General features: G+C 72.8%; 14 protein-coding genes, 3 tRNA genes and 1 pseudogene. 10 read left to right on the forward strand and 8 right to left on the reverse strand.

Going from position 1 to position 20720, the window contains the following annotated elements; all coding sequences use genetic code 11:
- Positions 1 to 103, forward strand: a pseudogene (locus IE99_RS33665) (IS982 family transposase); the annotation flags it as partial.
- A 30-nt stretch (positions 104 to 133) separates the two neighbouring features.
- Here IE99_RS33665 and IE99_RS0117630 read toward each other — a convergent pair.
- Together IE99_RS0117630 and IE99_RS0117635 are read right to left on the reverse strand one after the other, a co-directional pair.
- The gene (locus IE99_RS0117630) at positions 134 to 415 is read right to left on the reverse strand and encodes a hypothetical protein (RefSeq protein WP_030171529.1); all 282 of its coding nucleotides are present in this window, start codon (positions 413 to 415) and stop codon (positions 134 to 136) included.
- Positions 416 to 481: 66 nt separating this feature from the next.
- On the reverse strand, positions 482 to 1294 hold the full coding sequence (locus tag IE99_RS0117635) for an aminotransferase class IV (RefSeq protein ID WP_030171531.1): 813 nt from the start codon (positions 1292 to 1294) through the stop codon (positions 482 to 484).
- Between the two features lie 225 nt (positions 1295 to 1519).
- On the opposite strand from IE99_RS0117635, the gene IE99_RS0117640 reads away from it, so the two are divergent.
- The 3 genes from IE99_RS0117640 (at position 1520) to IE99_RS0117650 (ending at position 1809) form a co-directional block, all read left to right on the forward strand.
- Positions 1520 to 1591, forward strand: a tRNA-Gly gene (locus IE99_RS0117640).
- 40 nt (positions 1592 to 1631) lie between these two features.
- Positions 1632 to 1702, forward strand: a tRNA-Cys gene (locus IE99_RS0117645).
- A 32-nt stretch (positions 1703 to 1734) separates the two neighbouring features.
- A tRNA-Val gene (locus IE99_RS0117650) sits at positions 1735 to 1809 on the forward strand.
- Positions 1810 to 1934: 125 nt separating this feature from the next.
- On the opposite strand, the gene IE99_RS0117655 is transcribed toward IE99_RS0117650, so the two are convergent.
- Both IE99_RS0117655 and IE99_RS0117660 read right to left on the reverse strand, forming a co-directional pair.
- Positions 1935 to 2918 carry a hypothetical protein gene (locus IE99_RS0117655; RefSeq protein WP_157610361.1) on the reverse strand — a complete coding sequence of 328 codons (984 nt, stop codon included), beginning with the start codon at positions 2916 to 2918 and terminating at the stop codon, positions 1935 to 1937.
- A 157-nt stretch (positions 2919 to 3075) separates the two neighbouring features.
- On the reverse strand, positions 3076 to 4407 hold the full coding sequence (locus IE99_RS0117660; RefSeq protein WP_030171535.1) for a jacalin-like lectin: 1332 nt from the start codon (positions 4405 to 4407) through the stop codon (positions 3076 to 3078).
- 292 nt (positions 4408 to 4699) lie between these two features.
- Between IE99_RS0117660 and bdeA the strand changes: the two genes are divergently transcribed.
- Positions 4700 to 5692, forward strand: coding sequence for a bis(hydroxyethyl) terephthalate hydrolase (gene bdeA / locus IE99_RS0117665; RefSeq protein ID WP_051712657.1), 993 nt, complete (start codon positions 4700 to 4702; stop codon positions 5690 to 5692).
- Between the two features lie 108 nt (positions 5693 to 5800).
- Here bdeA and IE99_RS0117670 read toward each other — a convergent pair whose 3' ends face one another.
- Complete coding sequence (locus tag IE99_RS0117670; RefSeq protein ID WP_030171540.1) at positions 5801 to 6172, reverse strand: MmcQ/YjbR family DNA-binding protein; 372 nt, start codon at positions 6170 to 6172, stop codon at positions 5801 to 5803.
- A 47-nt stretch (positions 6173 to 6219) separates the two neighbouring features.
- Complete coding sequence (locus IE99_RS0117675; RefSeq protein ID WP_030171544.1) at positions 6220 to 6855, reverse strand: DUF305 domain-containing protein; 636 nt, start codon at positions 6853 to 6855, stop codon at positions 6220 to 6222.
- Positions 6856 to 7108: 253 nt separating this feature from the next.
- Between IE99_RS0117675 and IE99_RS0117680 the strand changes: the two genes are divergently transcribed.
- Complete coding sequence (locus IE99_RS0117680; protein ID WP_211258845.1) at positions 7109 to 8476, forward strand: LVIVD repeat-containing protein; 1368 nt, start codon at positions 7109 to 7111, stop codon at positions 8474 to 8476.
- A 190-nt stretch (positions 8477 to 8666) separates the two neighbouring features.
- Complete coding sequence (locus tag IE99_RS0117685) at positions 8667 to 14126, forward strand: ATP-binding protein (protein WP_030171550.1); 5460 nt, start codon at positions 8667 to 8669, stop codon at positions 14124 to 14126.
- A 97-nt stretch (positions 14127 to 14223) separates the two neighbouring features.
- Here IE99_RS0117685 and IE99_RS33430 read toward each other — a convergent pair whose 3' ends face one another.
- Positions 14224 to 15759, reverse strand: a complete 1536-nt coding sequence (locus IE99_RS33430; RefSeq protein WP_030171553.1) for a M28 family peptidase — start codon at positions 15757 to 15759, stop codon at positions 14224 to 14226.
- 360 nt (positions 15760 to 16119) lie between these two features.
- Between IE99_RS33430 and IE99_RS0117695 the strand changes: the two genes are divergently transcribed.
- The gene (locus IE99_RS0117695) at positions 16120 to 17097 is read left to right on the forward strand and encodes an endonuclease/exonuclease/phosphatase family protein (RefSeq protein ID WP_030171556.1); all 978 of its coding nucleotides are present in this window, start codon (positions 16120 to 16122) and stop codon (positions 17095 to 17097) included.
- Between the two features lie 16 nt (positions 17098 to 17113).
- On the opposite strand, the gene IE99_RS0117700 is transcribed toward IE99_RS0117695, so the two are convergent.
- Positions 17114 to 18166: a carcinine hydrolase/isopenicillin-N N-acyltransferase family protein gene (locus IE99_RS0117700; protein ID WP_051712659.1), complete on the reverse strand. Its 1053-nt coding sequence runs from the start codon at positions 18164 to 18166 to the stop codon at positions 17114 to 17116.
- A 115-nt stretch (positions 18167 to 18281) separates the two neighbouring features.
- Here IE99_RS0117700 and IE99_RS0117705 point away from each other — a divergent pair, with 115 nt between their 5' ends.
- Together IE99_RS0117705 and IE99_RS0117710 are read left to right on the forward strand one after the other, a co-directional pair.
- Positions 18282 to 19043 (forward strand): (2Fe-2S)-binding protein, encoded by a 762-nt coding sequence (locus IE99_RS0117705; protein ID WP_030171562.1) that lies wholly within the window; start codon positions 18282 to 18284, stop codon positions 19041 to 19043.
- Positions 19030 to 20706: an ABC transporter transmembrane domain-containing protein gene (locus IE99_RS0117710; protein ID WP_245623245.1), complete on the forward strand. Its 1677-nt coding sequence runs from the start codon at positions 19030 to 19032 to the stop codon at positions 20704 to 20706. The genes IE99_RS0117705 and IE99_RS0117710 overlap by 14 nt, the downstream gene beginning before the upstream one ends.
- The last annotated feature ends 14 nt before the right edge of the window (positions 20707 to 20720 follow it).

Genomic DNA, 20720 nt, shown 5'->3' on the forward strand with positions numbered 1-20720 from the left:
GACACGCCTGTGCCAGCGCATCTGCGCACTCAACGCCGCCATCTGGCACAACTGGCTCATCGACGCCCCGGTCAAGCGATCCCTGATCGCCTACGACCACTAACCAGAGCACTCAAAAACCCCCATCAACGATCTAGCCCGTGCCGAGCCGCGGGGTCGCGATCTCCCAGGGGCCGAGCGCGAGCCGGACCGTCCCGTCGTCGACGGGCAGGGGCTCCATCGCACGCCCGCGCAGGTCCACGCGTTCGGCGGCGGTGATCGCCCCCGCCACGACGGCCTCGGACGGCTCGGGGCCCTGGGCGACGTGCAGGATCTGCCACGGCCCGACCGCCAGCCGGAGCCGGAACCGCTGGAACGGCAGATAGCACTCGCGGTCCCCGTGGGTGTGGGGCACCACGACGATCGGATCCGTCATCCGCACGGTGACCTCCCGAAGGCGTCGCCACCATCCTGAACCGGGGACACGGCGGGGAGAAGACCGTCAGGGGTCGATCAGCTCGGCGCCGCGCGCGGCGAACACCTCCATCGCCTTCGCCGTGATGGGACCGGGCGCGGCCGGCAGGGGCGTGCCGTCCACGGTCCTGATCGGCTGGACGTTCCGGGTCGTCGAGGTCAGGAACGCCTCGTCCGCGCGGTACAGGTCGTCCAGCGGCAGGTCCTCCTCCTCGCCGCCGAACCACTCCAGCACCAGCGCGCGCGTCACGCCCGCCAGGCAGCCGGACGACAGCGGCGGCGTGACGAGGCGCCCGCCCCGCACCACGAAGACGTTGGTGCCCGTCCCCTCGCACAGGTTCCCGGCGAGGTTCCCGAAGATCGCCTCACCGCCGCCGCGCTGCTTCGCGTACGCGAGGGCCATCGCGTTGTCGGCGTAGGAGGTCGTCTTCAACCCCGCCAGCGCGCCCCGCTCGTTCCGTTGCCACGGCACCACCGTCACGTCCGCGGACGGCGGGAACGGCTTCTGCTCCGCCACGATGATCGAAACGGTGGGCCCCTGGTCGCCCCGGTCGGAGCCGAGCGGCCCCACACCGCTGGTGTAGGTGATGCGGATCCGCGCCAGCGGCCAGTCCGGCGCCGTCGCGAGCACCTCGGCCACGCCCCGGGCCAGCGCGTCCTGATCGGGCTCGGGCAGCCCCAGCCCCGACGCGGACCGCGCCAGCCGGCGCAGATGCCGCGTCAGCGCGAACGGCACCCCGCGCTCCGCCTTCACCGTCTCGAAGATGCCGTCCCCGACCAGCATGCCGTGGTCGAACACCGACACCACGGCCCGCTCGGGCTCGAGCAGCTCCCCGTTCATCCAGATCTTGGCCTGCACAGGAAAGGCCACCTTTCTCGATCGTCCCGGCGGTCTCTCCACAGTACGGCCCCGGTGCACCCCGCACGAGCAGGCACGACGGGACGCGACTCCCTCCGCGGGCGGCCCCGGCGGTATCCGGTTCGCGGAACGGCGCGGGACACGCTAATGTTTCACCCGTCGCCGCAAGGGGGCAGGCCCGCAAGGGACGGCCGCCGGGCAGCACACGCGGAAGTGGCTCAGGGGTAGAGCATCACCTTGCCAAGGTGAGGGTCGCGGGTTCAAATCCCGTCTTCCGCTCTGAGGGGCCTTTCCGGCTGTGACCAGAAGGTCTCTTTCTGGTGGAGTGGCCGAGAGGCGAGGCAACGGCCTGCAAAGCCGTGTACACGGGTTCAAATCCCGTCTCCACCTCGATGCCGCACCTCCCCCCGGGAGATGCGCGAGGGCGATTAGCTCAGTGGGAGAGCGCTACCTTGACACGGTAGAGGTCACTGGTTCAATCCCAGTATCGCCCACCACACAAGACCTGGTTCACGACCCCGGCCACCACCAACGGTGACCGGGGTTTCGCTTGTTCGGCCGTGGTTCGGAGGCCGATTCGAATCGCCGCCAGAGCGGCGCCGGGTGGTGTCCCGGCTTCGCCTCACTCCACGTCCTTGAGGCACATGCGGAGCAGGTAGCCCTCGGGTTCCTCGCGCCGGTCGTCGCCGGGGCACGGCCTGCCCGGTCTGACCAGAGCGCTGATCCTCTTGGTGAGGCCCTTCTCGCGGCAGTCCTCCGGCGCGGTCACCCCCGCGTAGATCGTGGTGCTGTCGACGCAGTCGCCGACGGCGGGCATCCATCCGCCGTTCTTGGCGATGCACAGGACGCGGGGCCTGCCGGCGCGCAGCGTCATGCTGTAGATCGCCGACCGCGGGCAGCCGCGGGCGGTGTCCGCCCGCTTCACCACCTGTCCGAACCACTTCCTTCCGAACCTCGTCCCTCTGACGATCAAGTCCTCGTTCGTGCAGGGCACCTCAACGCCCGCCCCGTAGTGGTCGCGGTTGCGCACCTGGACGCAGTCCCCCGGCCTCACCAGGCCGCCGCCCTGCCCCGGGTCGCCCGGGTGCGGGGCCGTGAGCCTGCGCATGCAGGCCAGGTCGGTCGACAGGTTCATGACGCGCAACTGCGCGAACTCGTCGGTGTCGATGGGGCAGTCCAGTTTCTCCAGGGCCTGCTCACCCAGGAGGTCGGGAACGGCGGTGCCGTCTCCCATCTTGGTGATCCGCGCGTAGGCCGCCGGATCGTCGCAGAGAGCGGGCGCGTATTCGGCGCGGGTGTACATCACGTGGCCGCCCGGAGTGGTGTGCATCGGCGACGGCTTCACCCGGAACCGCACGCAGCCGCCTGTCGTGAACTCGGCGGGTTGCGTCTTCGCGGTGGAAGGCTCGGGCTTCTCGTCCGTGACGAGCGAGCGCACGAGATTCACGGCGGCGATCCCGCCGACGACCAGCACGGCGGACACGACGGCGGCCAGCACGCGCGAACCGCACCCGGACCCGGCCCGGCCGCCGTGCGGTGGGGTGCCGGGCGGGGGTGGAGGGTCGTGGAACGGCGGCGTGCCCGGAGGGGGAGGCGGCTCCGTCATGGCTCTGCTCGCTTTCGTTCAGATAGACGGCGCATCCATACGTTCATGGTCCTCGCGATGCACCGGCAGGTCCATGTCCGCCGTACTCCACCAGAACGACAATCCCACCCGGTCGGCCCCGGCTGGGCCAGACGCTTGCGAGGACCGTGGGGCCGCCTCAGCGGGCGGTGTAGATGAAGCCGAGCTTGTCGACCTCGGCGCCGGACCGGCCGTGGAATCCGGCGAGCCGCCAGCCGGCCGGGGCGGTGCGCGTGACGCAGTCGGACGTGGTGGTGCCGCCCTCCAGGACGCGGCTATGGCTGGTGGTGAAGCGGGCGTGGAAGATGCGGGTTCGGCCGTCCTTCTGCCCCTGGCAGAGCCGGACGGACGTCACGTACTCGCCCGCCGCCAGCGTGAGGCTGTCGGCGGTGCCGCCCGTGCCGCCGTGGGTGAGGGACGTCCCGTTGTCGAGTGTGACGCCCACTTGGTCGACGCGGGAGCCGGCGCGCAGCGAGATGGTGGCGGCGCGCGCGCCTGCCGGGACGCGGTCGATGTCGGTGAACGAGGCGCCGTGCGGTCCGCCGAACTGGTCGCTGGCCTGGTAGGCGGGGTTGCGCGTCCAGGTGAAGTCGGCCGCGATGGGGAAGTGGTCGGACAGCTTGGCGCCGCCGCCGTCGCGGAAGTCGGCGTCGAGGTTGGCGTAGCGGGTGGCGGTGAGGGTCAGCAGCCGGCTGCTCCGGTAAAGGATCTTGTCGACGACCTCGCAGGCGATGCCGGGGGCGGTGTCGGGGCAGGTGAGGGCGGGGCTGCCGGGCGCCGGGGCGGTTCCGCCGCGGGCGAGCCGCACCCACGCGTCGGTGAGCCCGTTGTCGGCGGCGAACTGGGCGATGCGGTCGCCGGTCCGGGTGTAGCGGGTGTTGGTGTCGCCCATGATGAGCACGGCACCGCCCGCCGAGTGGGTGCCGATGTAGGACGTGAGCTGGGCAAGGTTGGCGCGGCGCGCGGCCTCGTCGCCGGACTCCGATCCGGCGTCGGCGTGCAGGTTGTAGACGTCCAGGTAGGCGCCTTCGGCGAGCCGGACGCGGTGGAAGGTGAAGCCCTTGGGGGTCAGGCAGTCGCCCGAGCCGATGAAGCAGTCGTTCCAGGTGATCCGATCGAGGTCGCCGAAGGGCTGGTGGGACAGGCTGTTGAGGCCGCTGCCCAGGCCCGCGCCGCCCGTGGTCGGCGTCCGGTGGGCGTGGGAGTCCGCGGCGTACAGGTAGGCGTGGTAGTTGAAGTCCTCCTGGACGTTGACGAGGTCGAACGGGCCGATCCGCCGGCCGATGGCCGTGGTGGCGGGCCGCCGGGGCGTCGGCGCGCTGGAGATGCCCTCGGGGAGGCCCGCGATGTTGTAGGTGAGCGCCCGGAAGGTGCCGGAGGCGGGGGTGTCGGCGGTGGCGGGGGGCGGTCCGAGAACGGGGAAGGCGGCGACCAGGGCGGCTGTGGCGAGGATGCGCGGGCTCCGACGCACGGGATCCTCCGAATGTGAGGAAAGCTCGGATAGTGGCCGCACGGTAACCCGGGCGCCGGGTCGTGCCTAGGTGGCGAAGGTGAACTCTCACCGTCGCGCGATGGCGCGGGCGGGGTGGCCGTCCCGTGCGTTCCGGGTGGCCGCGAGGGAACACTCTGTGAGGACAGGTGATTTCACCGATGCGCTCGGGTGCGCTCCGGCTCACAATCACGAACGTCGCAACAACCGGAACCCGCCGCCCGCTCTTCCCCCCCACCGGCCGGTTCCCAGGCTCGAACAGGAGTGCACCGACGTGCGACCTCACGACTCCCACCCCGCCGAGTACCCCGAGCACCCCGCCCCCGCCGGCCCCGCCCCCGCCGGGCCCGCCCCCCGCCGCCGGACGCGCCGCGGGCGGCTGACCCTCACGCTCGCCGCGGCCGCCTGCGCCACCGCGCTCGCCCCCGCGGCGGCGCAGGCGGTCCCGGCCGCCCCCGCCGCGAACGTGGCCGCCGCCGCCGCGGCCGAGAACCCCTACGAGCGCGGCCCCGACCCGACGGAGGCGAGCATCGAGGCGCTGCGCGGGCCGTTCGCCACGTCCGAGACCAGCGTCTCCGGCCTGTCGGTCACCGGCTTCGGCGGCGGGACGATCTACTACCCGACCAGCACCGCCCAGGGCACGTTCGGCGCCGTCGCCATCGCGCCCGGCTTCACCGCCGGCCAGTCGAGCATGGCGTGGCTCGGGCCGCGGCTCGCCTCGCAGGGCTTCGTGGTGTTCACCATCGACACCCTGACGCGCCTCGACCAGCCGTCCAGCCGCGCGCGGCAGCTGGAGGCGGCCCTGGACTACCTGACCCAGCGCAGCTCGGTGCGCTCGCGCATCGACGCGTCCCGGCTCGGCCTGATGGGCCACTCGATGGGCGGCGGCGGCACGCTGGAGGCCGCCGCGAACCGGCCGCAGCTCCAGGCGGCGATCCCGCTGACGCCGTGGCACACCGACAAGACCTTCAACGACGTCCGCGTCCCCACCATGATCATCGGTGCGCAGGCGGACACCGTCGCGCCGGTCTCCTCGCACTCCGAGCCGTTCTACAGCACGATCCCGGCGGCGTCGGAGAAGGCGTACCTGGAGCTGGCCGGCGCCTCCCACTTCGCGCCGAACAGCAATAACACGACGATCGCGAAGTACAGCATCTCCTGGCTCAAGCGGTTCATCGACAACGACACCCGCTACGAGCAGTTCATCTGCCCGGCGCCGCGCGAGGCGACGATCTCCGAGTACCGCGACACCTGCCCGTCCTCCTGATCGGTCGGGTGACCGGAACACCGGCCGCGCGGGCCTCGCCCGCGCGGCCGGTGGCCGTTCCGGGACGGGGGCGGGGTCATCTTCCGCAGCCGCGGCGGCGCCGGCGGCTCACGGGGCCGGCCGGGCGACCCGGACGGCCAGCCGTTCGGGGGCCTGGATGCAGTACGAGTCCGTGAGCAGCTCGGTCAGCTCCTCCCAGTCGGTCCCCTCGTCGAGGAGGAGGCCGACGGAGTCGCTGCCCCAGCCGACCTTGAAGTACGGGTCGCCGAGTTTCTCGAAGGCCATGACCTCGCCCGGCTCGGCCCGGAAGGTGATGCGGAAGAGCCCGTCCTCACCGCCGAACACGTGGGCGACCGTGGCCGATCCCACCCGCCACCGCACACCCACCCACGCGTCCTCCTCCACGCACTCGGGGAACGACGTGAGCACACCGCTCAACCGCCGCACCCAGGCCGCCGGAACGTCAGGTCTGTTGGACATCCCACGAGTGTGCTGCATACCTCTGACAAGCCCGGCCGCCGGGGCGGTCAGCCTTCCAGGAGACCCTGCATGCGGCCGATCTCGGCCAGCTGGGTGGACTGGACGTCCCGGGCGAGCGCCTGGACGGTCACATCGGTGCCCCTGTCCAGGACGTCCTTCGCCATGGTGACCGCGCCCCGGTGATGAGCGATCATCAGCGTCAGGTAGAGCCTGTCGAACTCCGCGCCGCGGGCGGCCCTCAGCCGCTCCAGCTGCTGCTCGGTGACCATGCCGGGCATGGCGGCGTGGCGGGCGCCGTGGCCGCCCTGCGCCTTCAGAACGGCCTTGGGGTTCTGATCCAGCCACGACCTCATCGCCGCGATCTCCACCTTCTGCGCCGCGCCGATGCGGGCGGCCAGGGACCGCACCTGCCCGCTCGACGCCCTGTCCGGGGCGAGCCCCGACATCTCCAGCGCCTGCGCGTGGTGGGGGATCATCATCTGGACGAACCTGACCTCGGCCGTGGTGGGCGGGGCGGCCTTCCGGGGCCCGGCGAGGCGGGTCTTGTTGGGCTCCCCCGGACGGCCCGGGACCAGGACGGTCTTCGAGGGGGCCGCCGCCGGCTCATCGCCGCCGCCGCAGCCCGCCAGGACCCCGGCGGCCGTCACGACCACCGCGGCCGCCACCGCGATCCGGTGCCGCATCGCACCTCCCCGTCCGGCCGGACACCCGAACCGTAACCGCCGGGGCCGGTGCCGCAAAAGGGGGGCGAAAGGATTTCCGATCACATGGTCCTCACTACGCGTTCAGATCTAGTCAGATACCCCAAAACGCTTCATACTCCTGGCTGATCCAGATTCTGCACGCGAGGGGCTGAAGACAAAGGAGTCAGAGGTGGCGCCGGTCTCGCATCGAAGAACCAGACGCAAAGTGTTCCTGGGGGTCCTCTCGGGAATCGTGCTCGTGATCTCGTCCGTGCTCGTCCCGGCGGCCTCGGCCGGCGCGCCCGCGGACGACGGGATCACCAAGACGCCGAACATGCATCATCTGGCGAACATCCCCAAGCAGGGGCCGCTCGCCGCTCCCACCGCCTACGGCTCCGACTGGGCCTTCAAGGGCCGGTACGCCTTCGGCGGCAACTACGAGGGCTTCACCGTCTACGACATCAGCCGCCCGAGGACGCCGAAGGTCGTCACGGTCGTGCACTGCCCGGGCTCCCAGAACGACGTGTCGGTCGCCGGGAACCTGCTGTTCCTGTCGACGGACAGCTCGCGCAGCGACGACTCGTGCCAGTCGGTGCCCAAGCCCGCGACCGACAAGACGGCGTGGGAGGGCATCAAGATCTTCGACATCAGCGACGTGCGCAACCCGCGCTACGTCAAGGCCGTCGAGACCAAGTGCGGCTCCCACACCAACACGCTCGTCCCGGGCAAGCGCGGCACGGCCTACATCTACGTGTCCTCGTACAACCCGAGCGACACCTACCCCGACTGCAGGACGCCGCACGACCTCATCTCGATCGTGAAGGTCCCGCTGCGGCACCCGGAGGCGGCGAGCGTGGCGGCCGAGCCGGTGCTGTTCCCGGACGGCGGCAACCCCGGTGACCCGCCGGAAACGCCGTGGCCGAACCAGACCAGGGCCACCTCGGGCTGCCACGACCTCACCGCCTACCCCGACCGGGACCTGATGGCCGGGGCGTGCATGGGCGACGGCGTGCTGTTCGACATCTCCGATCCCCTCAAGCCGCGCACCATCACGAGCGTGCGAGACGACGAGAACTTCGCGTTCTGGCATTCGGCGACGTTCAACAACAGCGCCACGAAGGTCGTCTTCACCGACGAACTGGGCGGCGGCTCCGCGGCGACCTGCAACCCGGCGATCGGCCCGGAGAAGGGCGCCAACGCCATCTACGACATCGTCGGCAAGGGCAAGCACCGCAAACTGGTGTTCCGCAGCTACTACAAGATCCCGCGCCACAACACCGACAACGAGAACTGCGTGGCCCACAACGGCTCGCTGATCCCGGTGAAGGGCAAGGACATCATGGTGCAGTCCTGGTACCAGGGCGGCATCTCGGTCATGGACTTCACCGACTCCCGGCGCCCGAAGGAGATCGCCTGGTTCGACCGCGGGCAGTGGGCGGACAACCTGCAGATCCTCGCGGGAACGTGGTCCACGTACTACTACAACGGCTACATCTACTCCAATGACATCCAGATGGGCCTGGACGTCATCGACCTGCGGGATCCCCGCACCGACAGGGCCAAGCGCGTCCGGCTCGACGTGCTGAACGCCCAGTCCCAGCCGAACTACCACGACGACTGACCCGAATCGGGCGCCGCCCGTCCCCGCGTCGCGGGGGCGGGCGGCCGTCTTTGGTCGGTTCCTACAACTGGAGCGGCCGAAGCATGCACCCTCCGCCACATGACGCCTGGGGCGGGAGATGGAACGGTGACCAGATGCCGGGGTGCCACCCGGCGGCGCACATCGTTCGTCTGCAGGAGGGCTGGGTCGGGTGTTCAGTCGTGTCGCCATCGTCAACCGTGGTGAGGCCGCGATGCGGCTCATCCACGCCGTCCGGGACCTGGCCGCCGAGACCGGGGACCGGATCGAGACCGTCGCGCTGCACACCGACGTGGACCGGACGGCGACGTTCGTCCGGGAGGCCGATCTGGCCTACGACCTCGGTCCCGCGTCGGCGCGCCCGTACCTCGACCTGGAGGTGCTCGAGCGCGCGCTGATCGAGACGCGGGCGGACGCCGCGTGGGTCGGCTGGGGCTTCGTCGCGGAGGACCCGGCGTTCGCGGAGCTGTGCGCGCGGATCGGGGTCGCGTTCGTCGGGCCGGACGCGGACGCCATGCGCAGGCTCGGCGACAAGATCGGCGCGAAGCTCATCGCCGAGGAGGTCGGCGTGCCCGTCGCGCCGTGGAGCCGCGGCGCGGTCGAGACCCTGGACGCGGCCCTCGCCGCGGCCCGCGACATCGGCTACCCGCTGATGCTCAAGGCCACGGCGGGCGGCGGCGGGCGCGGCATCCGCGTGGTCGCCGACCAGGACGAGCTGGCGGACGCCTACGAGCGCACCAGCCAGGAGGCCGCCCGCGCGTTCGGCAGCGGCGTCGTGTTCCTGGAGCGCCTGGTCACCGGCGCCCGGCACGTCGAGGTCCAGGTGATCGCGGACGGTGCGGCCGCGTGGGCGCTCGGCGTCCGCGACTGCTCGGTGCAGCGGCGCAACCAGAAGGTCATCGAGGAGTCGGCGTCCCCGGTGCTGCGCCCCGAGCAGGTCGCCGAGCTGAAGGCGTCGGCGGAGCGGCTGGCGGTGGCGGTCGGCTACCGGGGCGCGGCGACCGTCGAGTTCCTCTACCACCCCGGCACCGAGCTGTTCGCGTTCCTGGAGGTCAACACCCGGCTGCAGGTGGAGCACCCGATCACCGAGGCCACCACCGGGTTCGACCTGGTCAAGGCGCAGCTGCACGTGGCGTCCGGCGGACGGCTCGACGGCGCGCCGCCGGCCGAGCGCGGGCACGCGATCGAGGCGCGGCTGAACGCCGAGGACCCCGACCGCGACTTCGCGCCCTCCCCCGGGCGCATCGCCCGGCTCGATCTGCCCGCCGGGCCGGGCATCCGGGTGGACACCGGCGTCAGCGAGGGCGACACCATCCCCGCCGACTTCGACTCGATGATCGCGAAGATCATCGCCTATGGCGGCGACCGGGACGAGGCGCTCGGGCGGCTGCGCCGCGCGATGGCGCAGACCACGGTGATCATCGAGGGCGGGGCGACGAACAAGAGCTTCGTGCTGGACCTGCTCGACCAGCCCGAGGTGGTCGACGGCAGCGCGGACACCGGCTGGATCGACCGCGTCCGCGGTGAGGGCCGGCTCGTCTCGCACCGGCACTCCGCGGTCGCCCTGGCGGCCGCCGCCATCGAGGTGTACGAGGACGAGGAGCGCGCCGAGCGGCGGCGGCTGCTGGCGACGGCGTCCGGCGGGCGCCCGCAGATGCGGCACGAGAGCGGCCGTCCGCTGGCCCTCAAGCTGCGCGGCGTCGGCTACCGGGTGCGCGTCGCGCGGGTGGGCGCCCAGCGGTTCCGGGTGGGCGTCGAGGCGGGCGACGAGATCCGCACCGCCGACGTCGAGCTGCACCGGTTCGACCGGCACAGCGGGCACATCGTCGTGAACGGCGCCAGGTACCGCCTGCTGACCGGTTCGCACGGGCCCGTCCAGCTCGTCGAGGTGGACGGGGTGGCGCACCGCGTCGGCCGCGACGAGGGCGGCGTGGTCCGCTCCCCCGCGCCCGCGCTGGTCGTCGCGACCCCGCTGGAGGTCGGCGCCGAGGTCGAGGCGGGCGCCCCGGTGCTGGTGCTGGAGAGCATGAAGATGGAGACGGTGCTGCGGGCGCCGTTCAAGGCGCGGCTGAAGGAGTGCGTCGTCTCCGTGGGCAGCCAGGTGGAGACCGGTGCCCCGCTGCTGCGGCTGGAACCGGTCGGCGGCGACGGCGGCGCGGAGGCCGAGGCCGGCTCCGCCGCGGCCGTCGAGCTGGACCTGCCCGCCGCGCCCCGGACGGTCTCGGCCCGCGAGCGCACCGCGCGGCGCCGGGAGGACCTGCGGGACCTTCTGCTGGGGTTCGACGTCGACCCGCACGACGAGCGCCGGGTGCTGGACGACTACCTCGCCGCCCGCGCGGCCGCCGCGCGGGAGGGGCACCGCCCGCTCGCCGAGGAGCTGGAGCTCCTCGACGTCTTCGCCGACCTCGCCGAGCTGGGCCGCAACCTGCCGGCGGGCGAGGACGGCACCGGCGACGGCCACGTGCACAGCGCCCGCGAGCACTTCCACACCTACCTGCAGAGCCTGGACGTCGAGCGGGCCGGGCTGCCCGAGGGGTTCCGGTCGAGGCTGGCCAAGGCGCTCGGCCACTACGGCGTCGCGGACCTGGAGCGCACACCCGAGCTCGAGGCCGCGGTGTTCCGGATCTTCCTCGCGCAGCAGCGGGCGTCCGCCGACGCGGCCGTCGTCGCGGCGCTGCTGCGCTCGTGGCTCGCGGAGCCGCCGCCGGGCGAGGCGCTGCGCCGCGCCGCCGGGCTCGCGCTGGAGCGGCTCATCGCCGCGACGCGCGTCCGCTTCCCCGTCGTGTACGACCTCGCGTGCGGCGTGGTGTTCGCGTGGTTCGCCCAGCCGCTGCTGCGCCGCAACCGCGCCCGCGTCTACGCCGACGTCCGCCGGCACCTGCGGCACCTGGACGCGAACCCGGACGCCCCGGACCGCGACGCCCGCATCGCCGAGATGGTGCGCAGCACCGAGCCGCTGGTGCGGCTGCTGGGCCGGCGCCTCGCCCGCGGCGCCTTGGACAACGCGGTCATGCTGGAGGTCCTGACCCGGAGGTACTACGGCAACAAGGAGCTCACCTCCGTCCAGACCGCCGAGGCCGCGGGCTGCGCGTTCGTGGTCGCCGAGCGGACGGACTCCTGCGTGGTCTCCGCCGCCGTCGGGTTCGACGCGTTCGGCGGCGCGCTCCGCGGGCTCGCGGAGGTGGCGAGCGCGGCGGACGCCGTCGACGCGGACATCTACCTCGCCTGGGAGAACCAGCCCGCCGACCCGGACGCGATGGCGGCCGCCCTGCACGAGGTCGTCGCCGCGCACCCGCTGCCGGAGCGGGTCCGCCGGATCACCGCCACCGTCGCGGGCAGCGGCGGCGCGGTCATGCACCACCACTTCACGTTCCGCCCGTCGGAGGCGGGGATGGCGGAGGAGCGGCTGCTGCGCGGCCTGCACCCCTACATCGCGCAACGGATGCAGCTGGAGCGGCTGAGCGGGTTCGACCTCACTCGCCTGCCGTCGTCGGACGAGGAGGTCTACCTCTTCCAGTGCGTGGCGCGGGAGAACCCGTCCGACGACAGGCTCGTCGCGTTCGCGCAGGTCCGCGATCTGACCGGGCTCCGCGACGACGACGGCCGGCTGGCCGCGCTGCCGACGGCCGAGTACACCGTCGCGGCCTGCCTCGACTCGATCCGCCGCGCGCAGGAGCTGCGGCCGCGGAACCGCTTCACCACCAACCGGATCGTGGTCTACGTCTGGCCGCCGAGCGACCTCACCCGCGCGGAGCTGGAGGCGCTCGTCGAGCGGACGCTGCCGACGACCGCGGGCGCCGGGCTGGAGGAGATCCTGTTCATCGCGCGGCGGCGGGACCGGACGACCGGCGAACTGTCCAAGATCACCATGCGGGTCGCGTTCGACGCCGCCGGCGGCACCGAGCTGACCATCGGCGAACCGGCGGACGACCCGGTCGAGCCGATCGACGGCTACCGGCAGAAGGTGCTGCGGGCGAGCGCCCGCAACACCGTGTACCCGTACGAGCTGACCGGCCTGCTCGGCGACTTCGCCGAGCACGACCTCGACGGCGGCGGCGCGCTCGTCCCGGTCGACCGGCCGAAGGGGCGCAACACCGCCGCGATCGTCACGGGCGTGGTCAGCACGCCGACGGCGCGGTACCCGGAGGGCGTGACCCGCGTCGTCCTGCTCGGGGACCCGACGAAGTCGCTCGGCGCCCTGTCGGAGCCGGAGTGCCGCCGCGTGATCGCCGCGCTGGACCTCGCCGAGCGGATGCGCGTGCCGGTGGAGTGGTACGCGCTGTCGTCCGGCGCCCGGATCTCCATGGAGTCGGGCACGGAGAACATGGACTGGGTGGCCGCGGCGCTCAAGCGGATCGTCGAGTTCACGCAGGACGGCGGCGAGATCAACATCGTGGTCGCGGGCATCAACGTCGGCGCGCAGCCGTACTGGAACGCCGAGGCGACGATGCTCATGCACACCAAGGGCGTCCTCGTGATGACGCCGGACTCGGCGATGGTGCTGACCGGCAAGCAGGCGCTCGACTTCTCCGGCGGCGTGTCCGCCGAGGACAACTTCGGCATCGGCGGCTACGACCGGGTGATGGGCCCGAACGGGCAGGCGCAGTACTGGGCGCCGAACCTGGCGGCGGCGCGGGACGTCCTGATGGCGCACTACGACCACACGTACGTCGCGCCCGGCGAGGACGGGCCGCGGCGGGCGGAGACGTCCGATCCCGTCGACCGCGACATCTCCGACTTCACGCACGCCATGCCAGGCAGCGACTTCACCACCGTCGGCGAGATCTTCTCCGCGGAGGCGAACCCGGACCGCAAGAAGGCGTTCGACATCCGGACCGTGATGCGGGCGCTGTCCGACCAGGACCACCCGGTGCTGGAACGCTGGGCGGGCATGGCGGACGCGGAGACCGCGGTGGTGCAGGACGTCCATCTCGGCGGCATCCCCGTGTGCCTGCTCGGCATCGAGTCGCGGCCGGTGCCGCGGCGCGGCTTCCCGCCCACCGACGGCCCGGACGCCTACACGGCGGGCACGCTGTTCCCGCAGTCGTCGAAGAAGGCGGCGCGGGCGATCAACGCGGCGTCCGGCAACCGGCCGCTGGTGGTGCTGGCGAACCTGTCGGGCTTCGACGGCTCCCCGGAGTCGATGCGGAGGCTTCAGCTGGAGTACGGCGCCGAGATCGGCCGCGCGATCGTGAACTTCCGCGGGCCCATCGTGTTCTGCGTGATCTCGCGGTACCACGGCGGCGCGTTCGTGGTGTTCTCGAAGGCGCTCAACCCGAACATGACGGTGCTGGCTCTGGAGGGCTCGTTCGCGTCGGTGCTCGGCGGCGCCCCCGCCGCCGCGGTGGTGTTCGCCGGCGAGGTCGGCGCCCGCACCGGGGCGGACCCGCGCGTCCGGGAGCTGGAGGCCCGCGTCGCGCCCTCCACCGGTCCGGTCCGCGCCGCGCTGACCGCGGAGCTGGAGGAGCTGCGGGCGTCGGTCCGGGCGGAGAAGCTCGGCGAGGTGGCCGCGGAGTTCGACCGGGTGCACAGCATCCGCCGCGCGGTCGAGGTCGGCTCGGTCGACGCCGTGGTCGGCACCGCCGAGCTGCGCCCGCGGATCATCGAGGCCATCGAGTCCCGCCTGCGGTGACCTGCGGCCCCCGGACGCGGATGGTCCGGGGGCCGCAGGTCGAGCCGGTCATGCCGTCCCGCCGGGGGTGGGAGCCCCAGCCCCGGCGGGACGGTGATCAGGCGGCCGCGCCGGAGCCGGCGAACCCGCCGCTCAGCATCGCCGCGCGGGTGCGGGCCGGGATCGATCGAAGGCTGAACGCGTAGCGCGCGACGGAGTCGGCGATCGCGTCCGCGTTGACGTCCAGTGCCGTCCGGTTGACGTTGGTGATGGTGTCGCAGGCCTGGTGGTAGCAGATGTCGTAGGCGACACCGGCGGTACCGCCGAACAGCGCGGCCTCCTCGGGCGTCTTGATGCCCTCGGCGCCGGTGAAGATGCCGCCGGACGGGATGCCGACCGCGATGAACGGGCCATAGTCGGAGCGTCCGTCGAAGTCGGTCCCCACATGCCCGAGGCCGCGGCGGTCGAAGAAGCGCTCGAGCTGCTTCTCGATCTGCGCGGAGCCGGGCGGGCCGGCCGGCGAGCCGACGCCGTCGGAGTCGTCGCCGTCGTAGAGCTTGTAGGCGTAGTTCGGCGAGGCGACCATGTCGAAGTTCAGGTACAGCCGGATCCGGTCGCGCTCCGCGGCGGACAGGGCGGCGACGTACTGGTCAGAGCCGAGCAGCCCGATCTCCTCGGCGGCCCAGAACGCGAACCGCACCTTGTTGCGCACCGGGTACGCGCTCATCTGCAGCGCGGTCTCGAGGATCGCCGCGCTGCCGGAGCCGTTGTCGTTGATGCCCGGCCCCTCGGTCACGCTGTCGAGGTGGGCGCCGATCATCACGACGTTGTCCGGGTTGCCCCGGCGGCTCTCGGCGATGACGTTGTGGTTGGTGCCGAGCACGAGGTTGGAGTCGACCTTGAGGTGCACCGTCGCGCCCGGCGTGGAGGCCAGCTCGTTGCCGACCGCGAAGCTCGCGAACACCATGGGGATCCCGGCCCGCCACTCGCCGATGTCGAGCGGGAACGGGTCGGTGCGTCCGGGCTGGCCCTCGTTGAAGATGATGATGCCGGTCGCCCCGGCGGCCTTGGCGTTCTGCACCTTCGTGGTGAACGGGCAGGTGCCGCGCTGGATCAGGGCGATGCGGCCGGAGACGAAGCCGGCGAAGTCCGCCGCCTCGCAGCCGCTGGTGGACGTCGGCGCGGGTGTCGGCGGGAGCGTCAGGTCCACGGCCTGCACCTGCGCGGTCACGTCGCCCGCGGGCGAGGGCTGGAAGGTGACGAAGTCGGTGCCGGCCGTGTACGACTTCTGGTTCGGTGACTCCAGTGCCAGGACCGGCTGGGAGTTCTCGCTCCACGACTTCACGAAGTCGATCGGCTGGAGGCTGACCTTGTAGCCCGCGCGGCGCAGCCTGTTCGCCACGTAGTCGCGGGAGGCGTCATAGCCGGGCGTCCCGGCCGCGCGGCTGCCGCCGTTCGCGTCGGAGATCGCCTGGAGGGCCTTCAGGTGTTTGTCGACGTTCTTGCCGGAGACCTGCTTGACCAGCAGACGGGAGAAGACCTCCTCCACGGATCCGGTCCCGGCCTCGGCCGGCGCCGCCGCGGCGAGCGGGACGGTCACGGCCAGCGCCATCGCGCCGGCCAGGGCTGCGCGCCCGCGCCTGAGGATGCGCATACGACTCCTTTGTCAGTAGCGAAACACGTACACGCCCCCGAATCACACTTCAAGGACCGTAACCCCAGTAAACGCCCCAATGCCCTATCTGTGACCACTCACGGCCAAATCGGCGCGAAGCCCCGGCAGGGGCCGCGCAACTGCTCGCCATGGCCCCGCAGGCCCCGAGAGCCCTCCGCCTGGGCGTCGACCGCCCTCCCGCTTCTTCGAACACGCGCCGGCCCACTCATTCGTCATTCGAAATCTAGGTGCCCTTGACCTCGCCGATAAGCTCGCACATCGCCATCGGAACGGATGTGGCACATAATACTTGCACCGTTCTTTCCCGGTCCGGTGACATCTCCTGTCAGGAGTGCGGCTATGCCGACGTATTACGTGGCGTGGTGGAATGTGGAGAATCTCTTCGACGAGGAGAACTCGCCGCGCCGGAGCGAGAAGGTCGCGCGGGTGATCAAGAAGGACATCGCCGGCTGGACACCGCAGCTGCGCGACCGGAAGATCGCCCGGCTGGCCTCGGTCATCGCGCGGATGAACGACGGCGCCGGCCCCGACCTGCTCGGCGTCTGCGAGGTGGAGAACCGGTTCGTGCTCGACCGGCTCGCGGAGGCCGTCCACGAGCTGCTGCCGAAGCGCCGGTACGCCGTCGTGCACGCCGACACCGGTGACGCCCGCGGCATCGACGTGGCGTTCCTGCACGACGCCGGGCTGCTGGAGGCCCTGCCCGACCGGGTGTTCTTCCACGTCGTGATGCGCCGCACCGCCACCCGGGAGATCGTCCAGGCCGGTTTCCGCACCCGGGGCGGACGTACTTGGACGGTGTTCGGCAACCACTGGCCGTCCCGCAGCGGGGGCGCGCACGAGACCGCCGGCTACCGGCACATCGCGGGCGAGACGCTGGCCTTCTTCCACCAGCGGGTCCTGGAGACCGCCGGCGCCGACGCCCCGGTCCTGGCGATGGGCGACTTCAACGACGAGCCGTTCGACCCGTCCATGGTCACCCACGCCCTCGGCGTCCGCCAGCGGCGCAGGGCGCTCGAGGGCGGCGCCCCGCGGCTGTGGAATCTGATGTGGCCCGCCATGGGCACCCCCGACGGCAGTTTCTATTACCAGGACCAGCCCAATATGCTGGACCAGTTCCTGGCCAACGCGAACATGGCGCGGGACGACTCGCCACTGCGCGTCGACGCCGAATCGGTCCGCATCCTGAAGTTCCCCGGCACGTTCGACACCGGCCCCTATCCCCGGCCCGTCCCGTTCGGCGGCATGGGGAAAAAGATCAACACGGACGGTTTCTCCGACCATTTCCCGATAGGCGTGCGCGTCACCGAGGACGGCTGAGCGGCGGCCGGACGCGCTAGTCCGGCTTCAGGGAGAAGGTGCGGCGCGTCCCGTAGTCGCGGTTCAGGGTCAGGTGGACGGTGCCCTGGCGCAGCTCGTACACCGCCGACCAGCGCGTGTGGGGCTGCGCCACCGCCTGGAGGAGGCTCATGGCGTCGTCCGGGCCGAGACTCCCGCCGGTCCCGCGCAGGCGGCCGGAGATCGCGCGGTAGCGGCGGTCCGCGCGCCGCCCCGCCTCCTCCGTCTCGGCGAGGACGAAGTTGACCATGCCGTGCCAGGCGCCCGCGCCCCGGTCGATCCTGATGCGGCCGTCGACGTACTCGACGGCCGCCGACCGGCCGGACGCGTCCGCGAGGAGGTAGTGCAGCGGCGGTTCGTCCGACTCGAACTCGACGTCGTACCGGCCGAAGACCGCGATCGCCTCGTCGACGGTGCGCGCCTCGTCGAGGACGAGCCGCTGGATGCGGGCGCTGCCGACCAGCGGGCGGCCGGCCTCCCGCGGCGGGCGCGCCTCGGGCACCTGGGCGAGCCCCACGGCGAGGCCGTGCTCGTTCACGCCGTCGAAGGGCAGCACGACCGCGCGCAGCAGCCTGCGCTGGACCGCGGCGTCGGTGGGGGCGCGCAGCGCCTCTTCGCGGCTGATGCCCAGATAGCCGATGTCGGCGAGCGCGATGGAGGCCGGGCCGTCCGGCGGCCTGGCCGTCACCAGTATCGCCGGGCTCCGCAGCCAGTCGAAGTTACGGCCGAACAGCGGGCCGCGCGGCCCCCGCGACGCGACGAACAGCGAGCAGGCCAGCGGACGCTCGGAGGGCGGGGCGAGCGTGACCGGGCGCAGCGCGTCGTAGCGGCCGTACAGTGTCATCGCCAGCAGCGGGTGGCCGGCGTCGATCACCCGGAGCGTGGCGAGGCTCCGCCGCTCGTCGGCGGTGAGGCCGGGCGGACCGCCGCCGGCCCGGGAGCCCCGCGGCCACCAGAGGACCGCACCCGCGACGGCGACGGCGACGGCGACGGCCATCGCGGCGGCGGCGACGGCGAGGGCGGCCTTGTTCCGCCACGGTGATCGGCCCATCTCTCCGCTATAGCACCACCCGGTACGGGCGACAAGGCGCGACGGCCGCCCGGGCCCTCTCGGCAGCACCGTCGTTTAAGGTTAGCCTTGCCTTATTTGTGACCGCGGAGGGGCCGTGAACGCGACTCGGATCAGTGCGGGCATCGTCGGGCGGGCCGCCGAGGAGGCCCTGGAACCCCTCTTCGAGCGCCTGCGGGCCATCGCAGCGACCGGGATGCCGCTCGGCGCGGTCCCCGGCCTCCGGCCTCCGGGGGACGGGTGGGCGGCCGTCGGTGAGCTGACCGTCCCGCCCCACGACCGGCTCGGAGAACTCGTCGGCGCGGTCGAGCGGCAGTGGGACGCCCCCGCGCACGTCGCCGCCGCCCTGTGGTGGAAAAGCTTCTCCTACTGGTCGACGCTCCCGGCCGTGCTGGGCTGGGCGCTCAACCGGCGGGTGCCCGTGCCGGCGCCGGACACCACGATGGTGCGCACCATCGCCGAGGAACCCCGCATGCAGGTGGCCGCGACGGAGTTCCGCGTCGTCACCGGAGACACCGGCGAACTGGGCGAGGTCATCGCCGGGACGCTCCTTCGCGACCTGCACGCGCCCCTCATCGAGGCGCTCCACGCGCTGACCCGGGCGGGCCGGCGCGGGCTGTGGGGGTCGGTCGCCGAAGCCCTGGCCGACCCGCTGATCTGGTTCGCCGACGACCTCGTCGACGACCCCGCCGCGGCCGCGCGGGCGCTGCTGGACGCCGTCGGGGAGCCGGTGGCCGGCCTGGTCGAGCTGCCCGGACCGCGGCGGCGCACCTGCTGCCTGTGGGTGACGCTGCCGGGCCGGGAGCCGTGCTCGACCTGCTGCGTGACCGGGGAGGGGAACGCCCGTGCGGGGTCGTGACGTCATGCGGCGGACGGTCGCCGGGCAGTGGCGGTCCGCGGCGGGCAGCGCCGTGCTGGGCGCCGGCCACCAGACGGGCGAGGTGCTCGTGCCCGTCGTGATCGGCGTGGTCATCGACGAGGCGATCAGGACCGGGGACGGGTCCGCGCTCGTCCGGTGGACCATCGTGCTGGCCCTCGTCTTCACCGGGCTGTCGCTCAGTTACCGGTTCTGCTTCCGCCTCGCGGAACGGGCCTCGGAGCGCGCCGCGCACGCGCTGCGCATGGAACTGACCCGGCGGACGCTCGATCCGCGGGGCGGCGCGGAGGCCGGGCGGCTGCCGGGCGAGCTCGCGAGCGTCGCGTCCGGCGACACCAAGCGCGTCGGCGCCGTGCACGTGGCCCTCGCGGCCGGGGCGACGGCCCTCGCCGGGATGCTGGCGGGCGGCGTCGCGCTGCTCGCCGTGTCGGTGCCGCTGGGGCTGCTCGTCCTGCTGGGCATCCCGCCCGTGCTGGGCCTCGCCCACCTGCTCGGCAAGCCGCTGGAGCGGCACAGCGGCGCGGAGCAGGAGCGCGCCGCGCACGCCTCCGGGGTGGCCGCCGACCTGATCGCCGGACTGCGGGTGCTCAAGGGCCTGGGAGCCGAACGCGCGGCGGTGGAGCGCTACCGGCGCACCAGCCGCGACTCCCTGGCCGCGACCGTGCGGGCGGCCCGCGCGCAGGCGTGGCACGACGGCGTGATGCTGATGGTGACCGGCGCCTTCATCGCGGTCGTCGCGCTGGTCGGCGGGCGGCTGGCCGTCTCGGGCGACATCACCGTCGGCCAGCTCGTCGCGGCGGTGGGCCTGGCGCAGTTCCTGCTGACGCCGCTGTCGATCCTCGCGTGGGCCAACGGCGAGTTCGCGCAGGGGCGCGCGTCGGCGGCCCGCGTCGCCGCCGTCCTCGGCGCGCCGCCCGCCGTCGCCGGAGGGGAGGGCGGGCCGCCGCGGCCGGTGCGCGGCGGGATCCGGCTCGTCGACGTCGCTCACGGTGACGCCCTGCGCAAGCTGAACCTGGAGGCCGCGCCGGGCGAGATGCTGGGCGTCGTGACGACGGACCCGGCCGCCGCCACCGCGCTCCTGCGGCTGCTCGGCCGTTCCGCCGACCCCGATTCGGGCACGGTCGAGCTGGACGGGACGCCCCTCTCCGCCCTCGATCCGGCGGAGGTCCGGCGGACGGTCCTGGTCGCCGACCACGACGCCGACCTGTTCGAGGGCACTCTGCTGGAGAACGTCGCCGCGCCCGCCGCCGGACGTCCGGTGGAGCCCGCGATGGCCGCCGCCTCCGCGGACGAGGTCGCCGCCGATCTGCCGCACGGCGCCGGAACCGTCCTCACCGAGCGGGGCCGGTCGCTGTCCGGCGGGCAGCGGCAGCGCGTCGCGCTCGCCCGCGCGCTGGCCGCCGCCGCGCCGGTGCTGGTGCTGCACGACCCGACCACCGCGGTCGACGCGGTCACCGAGGCGCGGATCGCGGCGGGGCTGCGCGCCGTCCGCGCCGGGCGCACGACGATCGTCGTGGCGACCGGCCCCGCGCTGCTGGCGGCGGCCGACCGGGTGGTGCTGGTCGAGGGCGGCGCCGTGACCGCCGAAGGCGTCCACGCGCGGCTGGTCCACGAGTACCCGGCCTACCGCGCGGCCGTCCTGTGAACGAGGAGAGAGAC

This window comes from Spirillospora albida, from assembly GCF_000718255.1.
Classification (GTDB): domain Bacteria; phylum Actinomycetota; class Actinomycetes; order Streptosporangiales; family Streptosporangiaceae; genus Spirillospora; species Spirillospora albida.